Consider the following 15,636-nt stretch of genomic DNA (forward strand, 5'->3'; position numbering starts at 1 on the left):
CACGCGGTGCCCCGCTCAGCGCTGCTCCCACACGTCGTTCTCGACCACGCGCGGTCGGCGCGTGCGGCGCGCCGCCGAGCGCTCAGGGTCGGCGGTGATGATCACGCGCTGAAGCCACCGGTCCGTGCCGTCGTAGCGGGGTTCGAAGCTGGTCCGCGCGTGCAGCACGCGCCGGTTGTCGAACAGCAGGATGTCGCCGGCGCGGAGGTTGACCGCAAGGCGCGCGGCGTCGGCGGCATCGTGGAACCGCTGCAGCGCGGCGGCGGCCTCCGCGTCGCCCTCGATCGCGGCGGCGCAGTCCATGTCGACACGCACGAAGCGCTCGCCCTGCTCGCCGGAGAGAACAGGGCCGACCACGCCGTCCTCGGGGCGCCCCGTGCCGCCTGACGCCTTGTCGATGCCGTGCCGGAACCGCGGCTGCCGCAGGATTGCGTCGTCCTCGTCCGAGATGCTGATCCGGTCGATCGGGGCGAGGGCGGTGTCGGCGTGGACGTCGCCGCGGACGCACAGGAGGCCGACGTAGTGCGGGTGGGCGTCGTCGAACGCGTCTTCCGTGTGCCAGTCGAGCAGTCCTCTGCTGCCGGTGCCAACGGCGTCGTACTCGTGGCCCTTCACCGGTGCCACGTTCTGGATCTGCGCGCCGTCGTGCTGACGCGCGAACGAGAAGATCGAGCCCGCCGTGCCGGCGACGGCGAGCAGAGCGGCTTCGGTGCGCGGATCCCTGTCCTCGTTCTGATGCTCGAGCTGCCAGCCCTCCGGGGTCGCCCCCATCTGCTCCTGGTCGACCTGGAAGCCCGTGAACAGCACTGCGCCGTCCGGCACCTCGGCGGCGGCGAAGCGGCGGACCACCTCGACCGTCTCGGAGTCGTGTGCAGCGAGTGCGGCGGTGGCCGCCGCCAGCAGGTCCTCGAAAGCGCGGTCGTCGCGGTAGATGCCGCGGCGTCCCGCGGAGACCTGCGCCAGCGCGGCGAGAGCCTCGGGAGCGAGCGCGTGCGTGATCATCGTGTCACCTCCCGCCTGATCGATTTCGAACTGCCGGACGAGGGGAGGAGGTGCGACATCGGACTCTTCTTTCTGGAGGGCGCCCGCACCACGGGCTCGTGATGCGGATGTCCCCACCGTAGCCTGTTACGTGTAACACGTTAGTGACATGCCGATGTTCTCTTGCTGTCGCGCAGCCGCGCCGAGGGCGACGGAGTCTCGATGGGGGAGGGGATTCGAGACCCCGCCGCCGGTCTCAGGGTGCGACGCGGATCTCGGCGATGACCTCGCCGTACGCGGTCTCTCCGACCGGCGTGAAGCCGACGCGGTGGAAGAAGTTCTCCGGCCCGCCCTCGCCCGCCTCGTAGATCACGTTGACGTGGTCGACACCGCGACGGCGGGCCTCCTCCACGAGGCTCTCGACGGCGAAGCGGCCGACTCCGCGCCCCTGGTCGTCGGCGTCGACGTTGATGCGCCACAGCACGGAGCGGAAGTGCTCCTCCGGCGCCTCGTCGTCGAAGTTCGCGCTGACGAAGCCCACGACCTCGTTGCGGTCGAGGATCACCCGCTGCCACGAGGTCTGCGGGTTGATGACGGTGGCCGCGATGCCGTACGAGACCGGGGCGAGGAACTGCTCCTGTCCGGGCTTGAGCGACAGGTTGTTCACGGCGACGATCGTCGCAGCGGAGAGTTCGACCATGCGCAGTTCGGACATGAACCCAGGCTAGCCCCTCCCACGCGGCGGTACACCGTTCCCGCCCACTTTTCCTCGGCGCCCGCCTCGCCGGAGCCGCCCGTCGGCCGCCCCGCGTCGCGGCCATGAGCGGCTCAGGTATCTTGGTATCGAGACAAATAGACCTCGTGAACGGAGAACCTCCCGGTGACCGACGACGCCATCATCTACACCTACACCGACGAGGCACCGGCACTGGCCACCGCCTCGTTCCTGCCGATCATCCAGGCCTACACCGGCCAGGCGGGCATCGAGTTCGAGACGCGGGACATCTCTCTGGCCGGACGCATCCTCGCCGCGTTCCCGCAGAAGCTGTCGCCGGAGCAGCAGGTGGGCGATGCGCTCGCCGAGCTCGGCGGCCTGGCCACTCTGCCCGAGGCGAACATCATCAAGCTGCCGAACATCTCCGCCTCGATCCCGCAGCTCAAGGCGGCCATCGCCGAGCTGCAGCAGCAGGGCTACGACGTCCCCGACTTCCCGGACGAGCCGTCCTCCCTCGAGGAGAAGGACGTGCGCGCCCGCTACGACCGCATCAAGGGCTCCGCCGTGAACCCGGTGCTCCGCGAGGGCAACAGCGACCGCCGTGCCCCGCTGGCCGTGAAGAACTACGCCAAGAAGCACCCGCACCGCAACAAGCCGTTCGCGGAGGGCTCGAAGACCCGCGTCGCGACCCTGGGGCACGACGACTTCAAGCACAACGAGCGTTCGTGGGTCGCCGCGCACGACGACGTGCTCTCCTTCCGCCACACCGCGAAGGACGGCACGGTCACGGTGCTGAAGGAGGGGCTCAAGATCCTGCCGCGCGAGATCATCGACGCGACGTTCCTGTCGGCGAAGGAGCTCGACGCCTTCCTCGCGGAGACGCTCGCGCAGGCCAAGGCCGACGACGTGCTCTACTCGGTGCACCTCAAGGCCACCATGATGAAGGTCAGCGACCCGATCATCTTCGGTCACGTGGTGAAGGCGTTCTTCGCTGACGTCTTCGACCAGTACGGCGCGCAGCTCGCCGAGGCGGGCCTGAGCGCGAACGACGGTCTCGGCTCGATCCTCGCCGGGCTGGCCGATGTGGCCGGCGGCGATGAGATCGCGGCGGCGTTCGACAAGGCCATCGCAGAGGGCCCGCGTCTGTCGTACGTGAACTCCGACAAGGGCATCACCAACCTGCATGTCCCCAGCGACGTGATCGTCGACGCCTCGATGCCCGCACTCGTCCGCAACGGGGGGAAGCTGTGGGGTAAGGACGGCGAGGAGGCGGACACCATCGCGGTCATCCCCGACTCCTCCTACGCCAGCGTCTACCAGGCCGTGATCGACGACGTGATCGCGAACGGACCGCTCGACCCGGCGACCATCGGCACGGTGCCGAACGTGGGTCTCATGGCGCAGGCCGCGGAGGAGTACGGCAGCCACGACAAGACGTTCGAGATCGCCGCGGACGGCATCGTCCAGGTGCTCGACAGCGAGGGCACCGTGCTCATCGAGCACGAGGTCGGCAAGGGCGACATCTGGCGCGCGACGCAGACCAAGCACATCCCCGTCATGGACTGGGTCAAGCTGGCGGTCGGCCGTGCGCGCGCGACCGGCGCTCCCGCGGTCTTCTGGCTCGACGCGAACCGCTCGCACGACGCCCAGATCATCGCGAAGGTGCACCAGGGTCTCGCCACGCTCGACACGAAGGGTCTGACGATCACGATCCTCGCGCCGGAGGAGGCCACGCGCTACACGCTCGCCCGCATGCGCCACGGTCTGGACACGATCTCGGTGACCGGCAACGTGCTGCGTGACTACCTCACCGACCTGTTCCCGATCCTCGAGGTCGGCACGAGCGCCAAGATGCTGTCGATCGTGCCGCTGCTCGCGGGCGGCGGGCTGTTCGAGACCGGTGCGGGCGGCTCCGCACCGAAGCACGTCCAGCAGCTGGTCGAAGAGAACTACCTGCGCTGGGACTCGCTCGGCGAGTTCTTCGCGCTGGCAGCGTCTCTCGAGCACTTCGCCGACCGCACGGGCAACGAGAAGGCCCGCGTGCTCGCCGAGACGCTCGACGCGGCCACGGGTACCTTCCTCGAGGAGGATCGCTCGCCCGGCCGTGCGCTCGGCACGATCGACAACCGCGGCAGCCACTTCTACCTCGGCCTCTACTGGGCGCAGGAGCTGGCGAAGCAGACGAAGGATGCAGAACTCGCCGCAGCCTTCGCGCCGGTCGCCGAGAAGCTCGCGGCGAACGAGGAGACCATCGTCTCCGAGCTGAACGCGGTCCAGGGCTCGCCGGTGGACATCGGCGGTTACTACCGTCCGGACGAGAAACTCGTCGCAGCCGTCATGCGGCCCTCGGCGACGCTGAACGAGATCGTCGACGCGCTGCGCTGACAGACGACGAAGGGGGCGGATGCGATGGCATCCGCCCCCTTCGGCATGTCCGGCACCGGTGCTCGGCTCGACGAACCTGGCACGGTTCGGCCGAGGTGCCGGTCGGCGTCAGTTGTGGACGGAGACCTCGAGGCCGACAGGCGACCAGTCGTAGACGTACTTCGCGAGGTCGATCGGCAGGTTGACGCAGCCGTGGCTCATGCGCTGGCCGAAGTTGTTGTGCCAGTACGTCCCGTGGAAGCCGATGTTGGTCGTGAACCACGTGATCCACGGCACGTCCTCGGTGCAGTACGGCGCACCCTCGTAGCAGCCCATGTCCTGCATGCGCGTGTGGGCGAAGACCTTGAAGTTGCCGGTCGGCGTCAGCGTGCCCGGCAGGCCCGTCGACACGGCCCAGGACTTCACGACCTCGTTGTTCTCGAAGAGGATGGCGCGCTGCGAGCCCAGGTCGATCTCGATGCGGCGGAACAGGCTGACCGTCTCGAACGGCGTCTCGGTCACCGACAGTGCGAAGACACCGTCGCCGGCGGCGAGCTGCGCGGCGAACTGATCCGCAATGCCGGAGGTGTCGCCCAGCGCGCGGCCGGTCATGCCCTCCTGCTCTGCCCGCAGGACGTTGCCGGCGGAGTCGACGATGTTGGTCGCGTTGACCGGGGCGCGGTCGACGACCGCGGGCAGGGCGTCGACCGTGGCCTGGATGGCCTGCGGGTCGGCTTCGATGCGCAGCTGACCCTCGTCGTCCACGACGGTCAGCCACGAGGCGGCGACCGCAGGGTCGATCGGGACGGTGCGCTCGTCGCCGACGTAGAAGCCGACGGTCGTCAGCATGGTGTTGAGGCTCGTGGCGGTCGCGGTGGCGTCGTCGTCGGACACCGCCGGGAGGGCCTCGGCGGGGCCGCCCGGGTACTCGAACGAGGTGCTTCCCGCGCCGACGGCCTCGACGAAGGCGGCGTTGAGATCCCCGACATCGATCCCGGTGCCGCTCTCGGCCGGGGTGATGCCGTAGACACCGGTCGTCGCGTCGAACACGACACCCGCGTCGACGGGGTCGACGAAGCTGGAGGGAACCGCGTCGCGGAGCGCGGCGGACGCCTTCGCGTCGTCGAGGACGATGTCGGCGGGGACGGGGTCTCCCATCCAGGCGCCGAGGTTCCACATCGGGTGGGCGGCGAACGCGGCATCGGCGAGTGCGGCGGCATCCGCCGTCGCGCCGAGGTCGGCACCCGTCAGCACTGCTCCGTCCCCCTCGCCCGTCAGCGTGACCTCGGTCTGCGCCAGGTGGCTGCTGATGGCCTCGGCGGCGGCGCCGGGGGTCATCCAGCCCACGGGAATGCCGGCGACGGTGGTGCCGGGAGCGATCAGGATCATGGAGGCGGCGCCCGCGCCGAGCACGACGGCGCCGACACCGAGACCGATCCACAGGCCGAGGCGACGCTTCTTCGGGGACGGCTCGATCGGCGCCCAGGCGAGCGGCTGCTCGCCGGTCTGCGGCGGAACCGTCTCCGTCGGTGCCTCCGACGGCGTCAGCACGGTCGTCTCAACCGCATCATCGGCCTGTACCCCCGTTGCAGCGCCCGGCGCTGAGATCAGATCGGTCACGAACTACACCCCCCGCGGTTCGACGTGTCCTGTCTTCCTATGGTACGGGATGGCAGGTAACGGGGAGGCAACGGTCCTGCTACCCTGCCTCCCCGTCCGACCGCTCGTGCTGCCCGGCTGTCAGGAGACGACCGCGAGGCCGTCGATCTCGACCAGCATCTCCTCGCGCGGCAGGCCGGTGAAGACCGTGGTGCGCGAAGGCAGGATGCCGCTCGGGGTGTTGGCGGTGACGAACGCGCCGTAGGCCTCGTTCATGATGGGGAAGTCCTCGCGCTTGGTGAGGTACACGCGCAGCATGACGACGTCGTCGAAGGTGGCGCCGGAGGCCTCCACGATGGCCTTGACGTTCTCGAGCGTGCGAGTGGTCTGCGCCGCGACGTCTCCGGGGTGGAGGTACTCGTTCGTCTCGGGGTGCACGGGGCCCTGACCCGAGATCTGGACGATCGGTCCCTTGCGGACACCCTGCGAGAAGGTGTGGGCGGGAGCGGGGGCGGCGTCGGTCGAAACTCGTGTCTTCTCGGTCATGCCGCCAGCCTAGTAGCCTTGTTAGATGCCTCTACAAATCCCGGATCCCGTTCTCGGCGCCTGGACGAAGGGGTTTCCGGCGCGTGCCGCCGGGCTTCGGCTGTCCGATGTGGCCGGCGCGGACCTGCACCTGTCCGACCTCGTCACCCCGGTGCTGACCGTGCACGCCGACGCCCTCGCGCACAACGAGAAGACGGTGTTCGACTGGGCCGCGCGGCAGGGAGTGCACCTGGCGCCCCACGGCAAGACCACGATGGCCCCGGCGCTGTGGCAGCGACTGCTCGACGCCGGCGCCTGGGGCATCTCGGTCGCGACGCCCTGGCAGGCCGAGGTCGCCGTCGATGCGGGCGTGCCGACGGTGCTGATCGCCAACGCGGTCACCGACGCCGCCGCCGCCCGTCGGCTCGGCGAGCTGCTTGCCGCGGACGAGGGGCTGCGCATCCTGTGCTGGGCCGACTCGGTCGCCGGCGTCGACCTGCTGGCCGCCGCGCTCGCCGCGGCGCCCCGGCCCCTGGATGTGCTGGTCGAGCTCGGCGGCGCGGGGGGTCGCACCGGTGCGCGGACCGTCGCCGAGGGCGAGCGCATCGCCGCGGCCGTCACGGCAGCGCCAGGGCTGCGACTCGCCGGAGTCACCGGGTACGAGGGGCCGTTCGGGCCTGACCGCTCCGACACCTCGGTCGCCGCGGTCGACGCCTACCTCGCCACGCTCGTCGAACTGCATCGCCGGCTCGACTACCCCGCGGATGTGCGCCCCGTGGTCAGCGCGGGCGGCAGCTCCTTCCCCGATCGCGCCGCCGCGGTGCTCGCGCCGCTGGCCGCGGAGGCGGACGTGGTGCTGCGCTCGGGGGCGTTCCAGATCCACGACGACGGGTTCTACGCGCGGATGTCGCCGTTCGGTCCTCTCACCGGAACGGCGCCACTGCGCTCGGCGATGCACGCCTGGAGCCGCGTGGTGTCGCAGCCCGAGGGAGGGCTCGCCCTGCTCGATGCCGGGCGCCGCGACGTGCCCTTCGACCTCGACCTGCCCGTGCCGCAGTCCGTCGCCGGGGAGATCACCGCGCTGAACGACCAGCACGCGTTCCTGCGGCTCGCGCCGGAGGCCTCGGTCGGGATCGGCGACGTCGTGCGGCTCGGTCTCTCGCACCCGTGCACCGCGTTCGACAAGTGGCGCGTGGTCGCGGTGATCGACGACCCGGACGCGGCCGACCCGCGCGTGATCGGGGCGGTGGCGACGTGCTTCTGAGTGCGGAGAAGGCCGCGGCCGGTCTGGTGCGCGTGTACCGCGACGCCACGGTGGTCGACGGCACCGGCGCCCCGCGCTACCTCGCGGACGTCGCCGTCGAGGGCGCCCGCATCGCGGCGGTCGTGCCGCAGGTCGACGAGCGCGGACTCGAGCTGCCGGAGGGCGCGGTCGAGGTGGACGCGGCCGGCCTCGTGCTGGCGCCCGGCTTCATCGACCTGCACGCGCACAGCGACCTCGCCGTGCTGCAGGGTGCGCAGCACGACGCGAAGATCCGCCAGGGCGTCACGACCGAGGTGCTCGGTCAGGACGGCCTGGGCTACGCACCGCTCGACGACGCGACGGCCGCGGTCATCCCGCTGCAGATCGCCGGGTGGAACGGTCTCCCGGCCACCGTGCCGTGGCGCTCGATGGGCGACCTGCTGGCCGAGATCGATGCGGCGGCCGTCGCCAACGCCGCGGTGCTCGTGCCCCAGGGCAATCTGCGGATGATGGTCGTCGGACACGAGAACAGGGCGGCCACCGCGGCCGAGATCGACGCCATGGCCGCGCTGCTGGGAGAGGCCCTGGACGCCGGTGCGTTCGGCATGTCGAGCGGCCTCACCTACACGCCGGGGATGTACGCCGACACCGCGGAGCTGGAGGCGCTGTGCCGCGTGGTCGCCGAGCGCGGCGGGTACTGGGCTCCGCACACCCGCAGCTATGGCGGCGCCGCCCTGGAGGCGTATGCGGAGGCGATCGAGATCGGGCGACGCACCGGGTGTCCGGTGCACCTCACCCACGCCACCATGAACTTCGCCCCCAACCGTGGTCGGGCCGGCGAGCTGCTGGCACTCGTCGACGCGGCGCTCGCCGACGGCGTCGATGTGACGCTCGACACGTACCCCTACCTGCCGGGCGCCACCACGCTGTCCGCCCTGCTGCCCAGCCGCCTCGCGGCCTCGGGCGATCTGCTGAGCGCCATCGCCGCGCTCGACGCCGAGGGGCGGGAGGCCGTGCGGGTCGAGCTGGAGGAGATCGGCTGCGACGGCTTCCACGGGGAGCGCGCCGACTGGTCGGTCATCCAGATCTCCGGCACGGCGAACCCCGCCCTGTCCGGTCTCATCGGCCGGACGGTCGCGGAGATCGCGGCCGCGAGCGGACGGCGTGCCGTCGATGTCGTCCTGGACACGATCCTGGCCGATGCGGGCGCCACCGGGGTTCTCATGCACATCGGCGACGAGGACAACGTGCAGGCCATCATGCGGCACCCGCGACACGGCGGCGGCAGCGACGGCATCCTCATCGGGGCCCGCCCCCACCCGCGCGGTCGCGGCACGTTCCCGCGCTACCTCGGCCACTACGTGCGCGAGCTCGGGGTGCTCACGCTGGAGGAGGCCGTGCAGCATCTCGCGGGGAACCCGGCTGCGCGCCTCGGCCTCGACCGGGGCGATGCGCCGCGCGGCGTGATCCGCGAGGGCGCGACCGCGGACCTCGTGCTGTTCGATCCGCAGACGGTCGCCGCCGGTGCCACGTTCGAGGATCCGCACCGCGCGCCGGAGGGGATCCGCGAGGTCCTGGTCGCCGGGGTCCCGGTGCTGCGCGACGGCGAGCTGACCGGAGCCGTCGCGGGACGGGCGCTGCGGATGCCGCCGCCCCCGCACCGGGCGACGGTGCCGCGGATCGCGGCGCACATCGACCCTGGCGCGCCCGGGTTCCTGTGGTCGCCGGAGACCCCGGTCGACGCGTCCCCCGAGCTCGCCGCCGCCGCCGCGCGGCTCGCCGGAGCAGTGCGGGACGATTCCGCCGCGGGCCCTCGGCACACCGACACGAGCGCCGGCTCTGGCCCCCACGCCGCCGTGGACTCCTCCGCGGCAGGCATCACCTCCGACGGAGGCGGCGCACCGATCCGGCTCCTGGTGGATGAGGCTCTCGGCGCCGCGGCCACGGCGGCCGGTCGCATCGGCGAGGAGGCGTTCCGCGTGACCGTGGCGGCGGAGGGAGTGGAGATCCGCGGTGGTGGCCCCGCCGGCGTGTTCCGCGGAGCGACCGTGCTGCGTCAGCTGCGCGACCCCGACGCGGCGGCCACCGCATCCGCACTGCTGCCGGCCGGGGTCTGGGAGGGCGCGCCCGCTCACGCCTGGCGTGGGATGATGCTCGACGTCGCGCGGCACTTCCGTCCCGTCGAGGACGTGAAGCGCCTGATCGACCTGCTGGCGGACCACCACCTGAACGTGCTGCACCTGCACCTCTCGGACGACCAGGGGTGGCGCTTCGAGGTGCCCGGCTACCCGCGGCTCACCGCGGTGGGCGCTCGGCGCGAGGCCACGCAGCGCGGACACGGCCCGCAGGCGACGGTGGAGCCCGGCGTGCACGAGGGGTTCTACTCGACCGCGGAACTGCGCGAGCTGGTGCGCTACGCCGACGATCGCGCGGTGACCCTGGTTCCGGAGGTGGAGCTGCCCGGCCACGTCCAGGCGGCGCTCGCGGCCTACCCGGAGCTCGGCAACCTCGATGTGGGCGAGCCGGCCGCAGGGCCGTGGGAGCGGTTCGGCGTGAACCCGCGCACGCTCGCGCCGACCGAGGCCTCGCTGGCCTTCGGCCGGGCGGCCATCGACGCGCTGTGCGACGTCTTCACCTCGGAGTGGATCGGGATCGGCGGCGACGAGGTGCCCGTGACGGAGTGGGCGCAGAGTCAGGCCGCCGCGTCGCGCATGGCGGAGCTGGGCCTGGCGACCGCGCACGACGTGCAGCCGTGGTTCACGGCGCACTTCGTGGCGCACGTGCGCGCTCGTGGTCGCACCGCGCTCGCCTGGGACGAAGTGCTCGAGGGGGAGGTGCCGGACGGCGTCCGCATCCTCGCCTGGCGCGGGCCGGTCGCGATGCAGGAGGCGCTGGAGCGCGGCATCCCGGTGGTGGCCTGTCCCGACCTGGAGGCGTATCTGGACTACCCGCAGTCGGAGTCGACCGAGGAGCCGATCCGCGTGGGCCCGCCGCTGTCGATCGAACGCGCGTACACGCTGCGCGTCCCGGACGGTGCGGTCGGCGGTCAGGCGAACGTGTGGAGCGAGCATCTGCCGACCAGGGACAGGGTGGACTTCGCGGTGTTCCCGCGCCTGGCCGCCGTCGCCGAGCGACTCTGGGAGGGAGGGGAGCCGCGCGCGTTCGCCGACTTCGCGCGGCGACTGCCCCCGCATCTGCGCCGGCTGGCCGCGGTGGGTGTACGGTATCGTCCGCTGGACGGTCCGACGCCGGAGCAGCGGCGCCCCGGAGTGCCGGGCAAGCCGATGACGGTGGCGGCACGAGAGGCCATCGTGGCGGGGCTGGTGGAGCGGCTCGTGGAGCGGTCGGCCGCGCGGGCCCTGGACGCTCGAAAGTAATGTAACGTTTCGGTAACCCTGCCCGCGCCCCCGCGGGGAGAGGTTGCGCAATTTTTGTTCGTAAGGTCTACTAACAAACATGTCCGTTTCGGATGATCAGCGCCCCGCGGCGACGACAGACTTCGCCGCCGCGAATGCGCATGCCTTCGGTCCGGCGCGTCACCTGCGCTCGCGCACCAAGGTGCTGCCTGAGCACGCCCGCGGGCACAACCGCGCGCTCGTGCTGCAGACCCTGTACCACGCGGGTGCGATGAGCAGAGCGGATCTCTCCCGGGAGACCGGGCTGACGCGCGTCACCATCTCCGACCTCGTCGCCGAGTTCATCGCCGACGGCATCGTGATCGAGATGGGCGTGCGCGAGGCGGTGGGACCGGGGAAGCCCCCGATCCTGATCGACATCGACCGCGGCGGACACCAGATCGTCGGCCTCGACCTGTCAGGGCCCAACGCCTTCGAAGGGGCCGTGCTCAGCCTCGACGGCGACGTGCTCGAACGACGCCAGGTCCCGCGGCCCGAGACGCCGGACGGCGACGCGGCCTACGCCGCACTGCGCGAGCTCGCGCAGACGCTCGTGGACGCCGCCACCCGACCCGTCCTCGGGGTCGGCATCGGCACCCCCGGCGTGGTGCGCCCCGACGGGCTCGTGCTGAGCTCTCCGAACCTCGGATGGACGGACTTCCCGCTGGAGGCGAAGCTCGGCGCCGAACTCGACCTGCCGGTGCTCGCCCGCAACGACGCGAACGCGGCGGTGCTCGCCGAGTACACGTTCGGCGACGCCAAGGCCGACTTCATGCTCATCAAGATCGGCCGCGGTGTCGGCGCCGGTCTCATCACCGGCAGCCAGCCGCTGCTGGGAAGCCGCTTCGCGGCCGGGGAGATCGGCCACGTCGTGGTCGGCACGGACGGCGGTCCGCGCTGCGCCTGCGGCAAGATCGGCTGTCTGGAGGCCTGGCTCAGCGTGAGTCGCATGCGCGAGGCGCTGGAGGCGGATCCGCCGGCGCGCGAGGAGATCCTGCGCGACTCCGGCACCCGCATGGCCATCGCGATCGCGCCGATCGTGGCTGCGCTCGACCTCTCCGAAGTCGTGCTCTCCGGCCCGGCAGAGCTGCTCGACGGCACGCTGATCGACGCCGCGATCGAGACACTGCACGCCCGCACCCTCGAGGGCGTGTTCGAGGATGTCATGGTGCGGCTCACCCACCAGGACGACATCGTGCTGCGCGGAGCCGCGGTGATGGTGCTGTCCGGGCAGCTGGGAGTGTCGTGACGTCCGCGACCACGACAGAGACCGGCATCCGATGACCCTCGCTGCTGCCGCCGACCTCTCGGGTCGGCCGATTCGCGTTGGCCTGGACGTCGGCGGGACCAAGATCGACGCCGTCGCCGTGAACCCCGCAGGAGAGATCCTCGGACGCCTGCGCCGCCCCACCGGCTGGGGCGAGGACGCGGTGGTCGAGAGCGTCGTCACGACGGTGGTCGCGCTCGCCGAGGAGACGGGCATCCCGCTGTCCGACGTCGGCTCCGCGGGCGTCGGCATCCCCGGGCTCGTCGACGCCGAGGCGGGGCGCGTCGTCCACGCCGTGAATCTGGGGGTGGAGGCGCTCGACCTCGCGGATCGTGCCGAGCGGTCCCTCGGCGTGCCGTTCCGCGTGGAGAACGACGTGAAGGCCGCTGCTCTGGGCGCAGCCGTCCTGAGCGGCGTGACCGGATCGATGGCCTACCTCAACCTGGGGACCGGGGTGGCCGCGGGCATCGTGGTGGACGGGCGCATCTGGCGCGGAGCGCGGGGCACCGCGGGCGAGGTCGGTCACATCTCGGTCGACCCGCGCGGACGCCTCTGCGGCTGCGGTCAGCGCGGCTGCGTGGAGACGTTCTGCGGCGGTGGGGCGCTCTCGAAGGCGTGGGGTCGCCCCGGCGCGCTGCCCATCAGGGACATCTTCGACGCGGCGGACGCAGGGGACCGGCAGGCGCTGGCACTGCGCGACGATCTGTACTTCGGCGCCGCCGCAGCCGTGCGGGTGCTGGTGCTGTCCGCCGACGTCGAGACCGTCGTCATCGGGGGTGGCCTCACCGCGCTGGGCGCGCGGCTCGAGGAGGGGATCAGGGGCGCGCTGCACGCCGGAGCGGAGGCGTCACCGTTCATGCGGTCGCTGCGCCTTGATGAGAGAATCGAACTGCTCCCCGCGGGTTCCCCCGCCGCCGCTCTCGGCGCCGCTCTGGTGGGCGCATCCGTTTCTGAGAAGGAGATCGTTCCGCATGGCTGAGGTCGTCATCGTCGAGAGTCCCGAGGCCGCCGGTGCGCTGGTCGCCACCGAGATCGTGGAGCTCATCGACAGCCGTTCCGACGCCGTGCTGGGCCTGGCCACCGGCTCCACGCCGCTTCCGGTCTACCAGGCGCTGCGCGCGAAGCTCGCCGGCCGCGACGTCTCTCAGGTCCGCGGCTTCGCGCTCGACGAGTACGTCGGCATCGACCCGAGCCACCCCGAGAGCTACCGCTCGGTCATCACCCGCGAGGTCGTGGAGCCGCTGGGGCTCGACCCCGAGCGCATCCACGTGCCGAACGGCGCGGAGGCGACGATCCAGCACGCGGGGGAGGACTACGAGGCCGCCATCGAGGCCGCCGGCGGCGTCGACCTGCAGATCCTCGGCATCGGCACGGACGGCCACATCGGCTTCAACGAGCCGGGCTCCTCGTTCGCGTCCCGCACCCGGGTGAAGACCCTCACGGAGCAGACCCGCGAGGACAACGCGCGCTTCTTCGACTCGATCGACGATGTGCCCATGCACTGCATCACGCAGGGCCTCGGTACCATCCTCCGCGCCCGCCACCTCGTGCTCCTCGCGTTCGGCGAGGGCAAGGCCGATGCGGTCGCGGCGGCCGTGGAGGGTCCGCTCACCGCGCTGCTGCCCGGCTCCGCCATCCAGCTGCACCCGCACGCCACCATCGTCGTCGACGAGGCTGCGGCGTCGCGCCTGCAGCTTGCCGACTACTACCGGTACACGTTCGCCAACAAGCCGGCCTGGCAGGGCATCTGAGAGACGCGCAGCACCCCGCGTGCGGCGGGGAGCCCCTCAGTGCGAGGGCCAGGCGAGCGGCAGCAGATGCTCGACGCTCAGCGGCGCGAGCGGCAGCGTCTCGGCGTCGACCGGCGTGATCCAGCGCAGCTCGGCAAGCTCGGCCTGCACACGCACCGTCGCGGGATCGACGGACGTGGCGAAGGCCTCGGCGACCACGCGGTGACCCGGCTCGTTGGCGGCGGCGGAGACGAACGTGCCCAGCGGCCGCAGCGCGTCCTCGGCGAGCAGCAGACCCAGCTCCTCGTGCAGCTCGCGGATGAGGGTCTGCGCCGCTGACTCTCCCGCCTCCGGCTTGCCTCCCGGCTGCATGAACCGGGTCGTCCCGTGTTTGCGCACGACCAGGACCCGGCCCTCGTCGTCGACGATCACGGCTGCGCTCACGTGGATGTCAGGCATCGGGGGCGAACACCTTTCCGGGGTTGAGGATTCCGAGGGGATCGAACACCGCGGCGATGTCGCGCTGCAGCTGCCACTGATCCTCGCCGAGCTCTTCGGCGAGCCACCGTCGCTTCAGCACACCGATGCCGTGCTCGCCGGTGAGCGTGCCACCCAGCCGGATCGCGGCGCGGAACAGCTCGTCGGCCGCCGCCCACACCTGCGCCGGGGTCTCGGGGCCTTCGAAGATGAAGTTCGGATGCAGGTTGCCGTCTCCCGCGTGCGCCACGGTCGGGATCACGAGCCCGAACTCGCGCTCGATGCGGGCGATCTCGTCGAACATCGCGGGCATCGCGCTGCGCGGCACCGAGACGTCCTCGATTAGCGTCGTGCCGAGAGACGCCATGGCCGCGTGCATGGACCGGCGGATCGCCAGCAGGCGCTCACCCTCCTCGCGGTCGTGTGACACCACCGGGACGCCCTGGTGCGCGGCGAGCACCGCTGCGATCGCGTCGGCCTCCGCGCGCGCGGCGGGACCGTCGGTCTGGATGGTCAGCTGAGCGGCACCCGGCGTCGGCGCCGGCAGGCCGAGCAGGGCATGCACGGCCGCGAGGCTCGTCGCATCCATCAGCTCCATGATCGCGGGCTGCACACCCGCGGCGGTGACCGCGGCGGAGGCCGCCGCAGCGGCGCGCACTCCGGGGAAGGTCGCGGTCACGGTGCAGGTCTCGCCGGGCACGAGGCGCCGCAGTTTCAGCGTCGCGCCCACCACGACGCCGAGGATGCCCTCGGAACCCACCACGAGCGCCGTGAGGTCGAGGCCGGTGACGCCCTTGACGCTGCGATGTCCGAGCCGCAGCAGCCGCCCGTCGGCCAGCACGAGGTCGACGCCGAGCACCGCGTCGCGCACGACCCCGTACTTGGCGCACAGTAGCCCGCCGGCGCCCGTGGCGATGTTGCCGCCGACGGTCGAGATGTCGCGACTGGCCGGATCGGGGGCCCACCACAGGCCGTGCGCGGCGAGGTGCGCATTGAGATCGGCGTTCAGGATGCCCGGTTCGACCACGGCGAGCAGATCGTCGGGGCGTACCTCGTGGATCGCGGTCATGCGCCGCAGCGACAGCACGATCTCGCCGTCGCCCGCGTTCGCCGCTCCCGCCAGCCCCGTGCCGGCGCCGCGGACCACGACGGGCGTGCGGGTGGCGGTGGCGATGCGCAGGGTCTGCTGCACATGCTCGACGCGCTCCGCATGCACGATCGCGAGGGGGCGACCGACCGCGGCATGACCCGAGCGGTCGGAGCGCGCCTGCTCCCTGGCGCCCTCGTCGGTGTCGACCAGGGCGCCTAGTGCCTCCTGGAGCAGCGCGACGACGCTCACG

Annotated in this window: 12 protein-coding genes; 6 read left to right on the forward strand and 6 right to left on the reverse strand. The window is 71.8% G+C overall.

Features of this window, described 5'->3' with window-relative positions:
- Positions 1–15: 15 nt before the first annotated feature.
- Both M3C17_RS07940 and M3C17_RS07945 read right to left on the reverse strand, forming a co-directional pair.
- Positions 16–1,002 (reverse strand): TauD/TfdA family dioxygenase, encoded by a 987-nt coding sequence (locus tag M3C17_RS07940; protein ID WP_259977107.1) that lies wholly within the window; start codon positions 1,000–1,002, stop codon positions 16–18.
- Between the two features lie 235 nt (positions 1,003–1,237).
- Positions 1,238–1,696, reverse strand: coding sequence for a GNAT family N-acetyltransferase (locus tag M3C17_RS07945; protein WP_259977108.1), 459 nt, complete (start codon positions 1,694–1,696; stop codon positions 1,238–1,240).
- Positions 1,697–1,861: 165 nt separating this feature from the next.
- Here M3C17_RS07945 and M3C17_RS07950 point away from each other — a divergent pair, with 165 nt between their 5' ends.
- The gene (locus tag M3C17_RS07950; protein WP_259977109.1) at positions 1,862–4,081 is read left to right on the forward strand and encodes an NADP-dependent isocitrate dehydrogenase; all 2,220 of its coding nucleotides are present in this window, start codon (positions 1,862–1,864) and stop codon (positions 4,079–4,081) included.
- Between the two features lie 108 nt (positions 4,082–4,189).
- Here the strand turns inward: M3C17_RS07950 and M3C17_RS07955 are convergent, their stop codons facing one another.
- Complete coding sequence (locus M3C17_RS07955) at positions 4,190–5,680, reverse strand: L,D-transpeptidase family protein (protein WP_259977110.1); 1,491 nt, start codon at positions 5,678–5,680, stop codon at positions 4,190–4,192.
- Positions 5,681–5,800: 120 nt separating this feature from the next.
- Positions 5,801–6,205, reverse strand: a complete 405-nt coding sequence (locus tag M3C17_RS07960) for a RidA family protein (RefSeq protein ID WP_259977111.1) — start codon at positions 6,203–6,205, stop codon at positions 5,801–5,803.
- A 25-nt stretch (positions 6,206–6,230) separates the two neighbouring features.
- Here M3C17_RS07960 and M3C17_RS07965 point away from each other — a divergent pair, with 25 nt between their 5' ends.
- The 5 genes from M3C17_RS07965 to nagB all read left to right on the forward strand — a co-directional run bounded on the left by M3C17_RS07965 (position 6,231) and on the right by nagB (position 13,840).
- A complete protein-coding gene (locus M3C17_RS07965; RefSeq protein WP_259977112.1) occupies positions 6,231–7,448 on the forward strand; it encodes an alanine racemase in 1,218 nt (405 codons plus the stop codon).
- Complete coding sequence (locus M3C17_RS07970) at positions 7,439–10,804, forward strand: family 20 glycosylhydrolase (protein WP_259977113.1); 3,366 nt, start codon at positions 7,439–7,441, stop codon at positions 10,802–10,804. Before M3C17_RS07965 ends, M3C17_RS07970 begins: the two co-directional genes overlap by 10 nt.
- A 79-nt stretch (positions 10,805–10,883) precedes the next feature.
- The gene (locus tag M3C17_RS07975; RefSeq protein WP_259977114.1) at positions 10,884–12,071 is read left to right on the forward strand and encodes an ROK family transcriptional regulator; all 1,188 of its coding nucleotides are present in this window, start codon (positions 10,884–10,886) and stop codon (positions 12,069–12,071) included.
- Positions 12,072–12,102: 31 nt separating this feature from the next.
- Positions 12,103–13,068, forward strand: a complete 966-nt coding sequence (locus M3C17_RS07980) for an ROK family protein (protein ID WP_259977115.1) — start codon at positions 12,103–12,105, stop codon at positions 13,066–13,068.
- On the forward strand, positions 13,061–13,840 hold the full coding sequence (gene nagB / locus M3C17_RS07985) for a glucosamine-6-phosphate deaminase (RefSeq protein WP_259977116.1): 780 nt from the start codon (positions 13,061–13,063) through the stop codon (positions 13,838–13,840). The genes M3C17_RS07980 and nagB overlap by 8 nt, the downstream gene beginning before the upstream one ends.
- A 36-nt stretch (positions 13,841–13,876) precedes the next feature.
- On the opposite strand, the gene M3C17_RS07990 is transcribed toward nagB, so the two are convergent.
- Together M3C17_RS07990 and M3C17_RS07995 are read right to left on the reverse strand one after the other, a co-directional pair.
- Entirely contained in the window at positions 13,877–14,278 is a 402-nt protein-coding gene (locus tag M3C17_RS07990) for an NUDIX domain-containing protein (RefSeq protein ID WP_259977117.1), read from the reverse strand.
- Positions 14,271–15,635 carry an FAD-binding oxidoreductase gene (locus M3C17_RS07995; RefSeq protein WP_259977118.1) on the reverse strand — a complete coding sequence of 455 codons (1,365 nt, stop codon included), beginning with the start codon at positions 15,633–15,635 and terminating at the stop codon, positions 14,271–14,273. Before M3C17_RS07995 ends, M3C17_RS07990 begins: the two co-directional genes overlap by 8 nt.
- Position 15,636: the final 1 nt, after the last annotated feature.

This window comes from Microbacterium sp. p3-SID336 (assembly GCF_025143365.1).
In the GTDB taxonomy this organism is placed as follows: Bacteria; Actinomycetota; Actinomycetes; order Actinomycetales; family Microbacteriaceae; genus Microbacterium.

What these genes read in the sequence shown, in the direction of transcription:
- M3C17_RS07940 (WP_259977107.1), bottom strand. Translation starts at nt 1,002, where the DNA reads ATGATCACGCACGCGCTCGCTCCCGAGGCTCTCGCCGCGCTGGCGCAG.
- M3C17_RS07945 (WP_259977108.1), bottom strand. Translation starts at nt 1,696, where the DNA reads ATGTCCGAACTGCGCATGGTCGAACTCTCCGCTGCGACGATCGTCGCC.
- M3C17_RS07960 (WP_259977111.1), bottom strand. Translation starts at nt 6,205, where the DNA reads ATGACCGAGAAGACACGAGTTTCGACCGACGCCGCCCCCGCTCCCGCC.
- M3C17_RS07965 (WP_259977112.1), top strand. Translation starts at nt 6,231, where the DNA reads ATGCCTCTACAAATCCCGGATCCCGTTCTCGGCGCCTGGACGAAGGGG.
- M3C17_RS07975 (WP_259977114.1), top strand. Translation starts at nt 10,884, where the DNA reads ATGTCCGTTTCGGATGATCAGCGCCCCGCGGCGACGACAGACTTCGCC.
- M3C17_RS07980 (WP_259977115.1), top strand. Translation starts at nt 12,103, where the DNA reads ATGACCCTCGCTGCTGCCGCCGACCTCTCGGGTCGGCCGATTCGCGTT.
- nagB (WP_259977116.1), top strand. Translation starts at nt 13,061, where the DNA reads ATGGCTGAGGTCGTCATCGTCGAGAGTCCCGAGGCCGCCGGTGCGCTG.
- M3C17_RS07990 (WP_259977117.1), bottom strand. Translation starts at nt 14,278, where the DNA reads ATGCCTGACATCCACGTGAGCGCAGCCGTGATCGTCGACGACGAGGGC.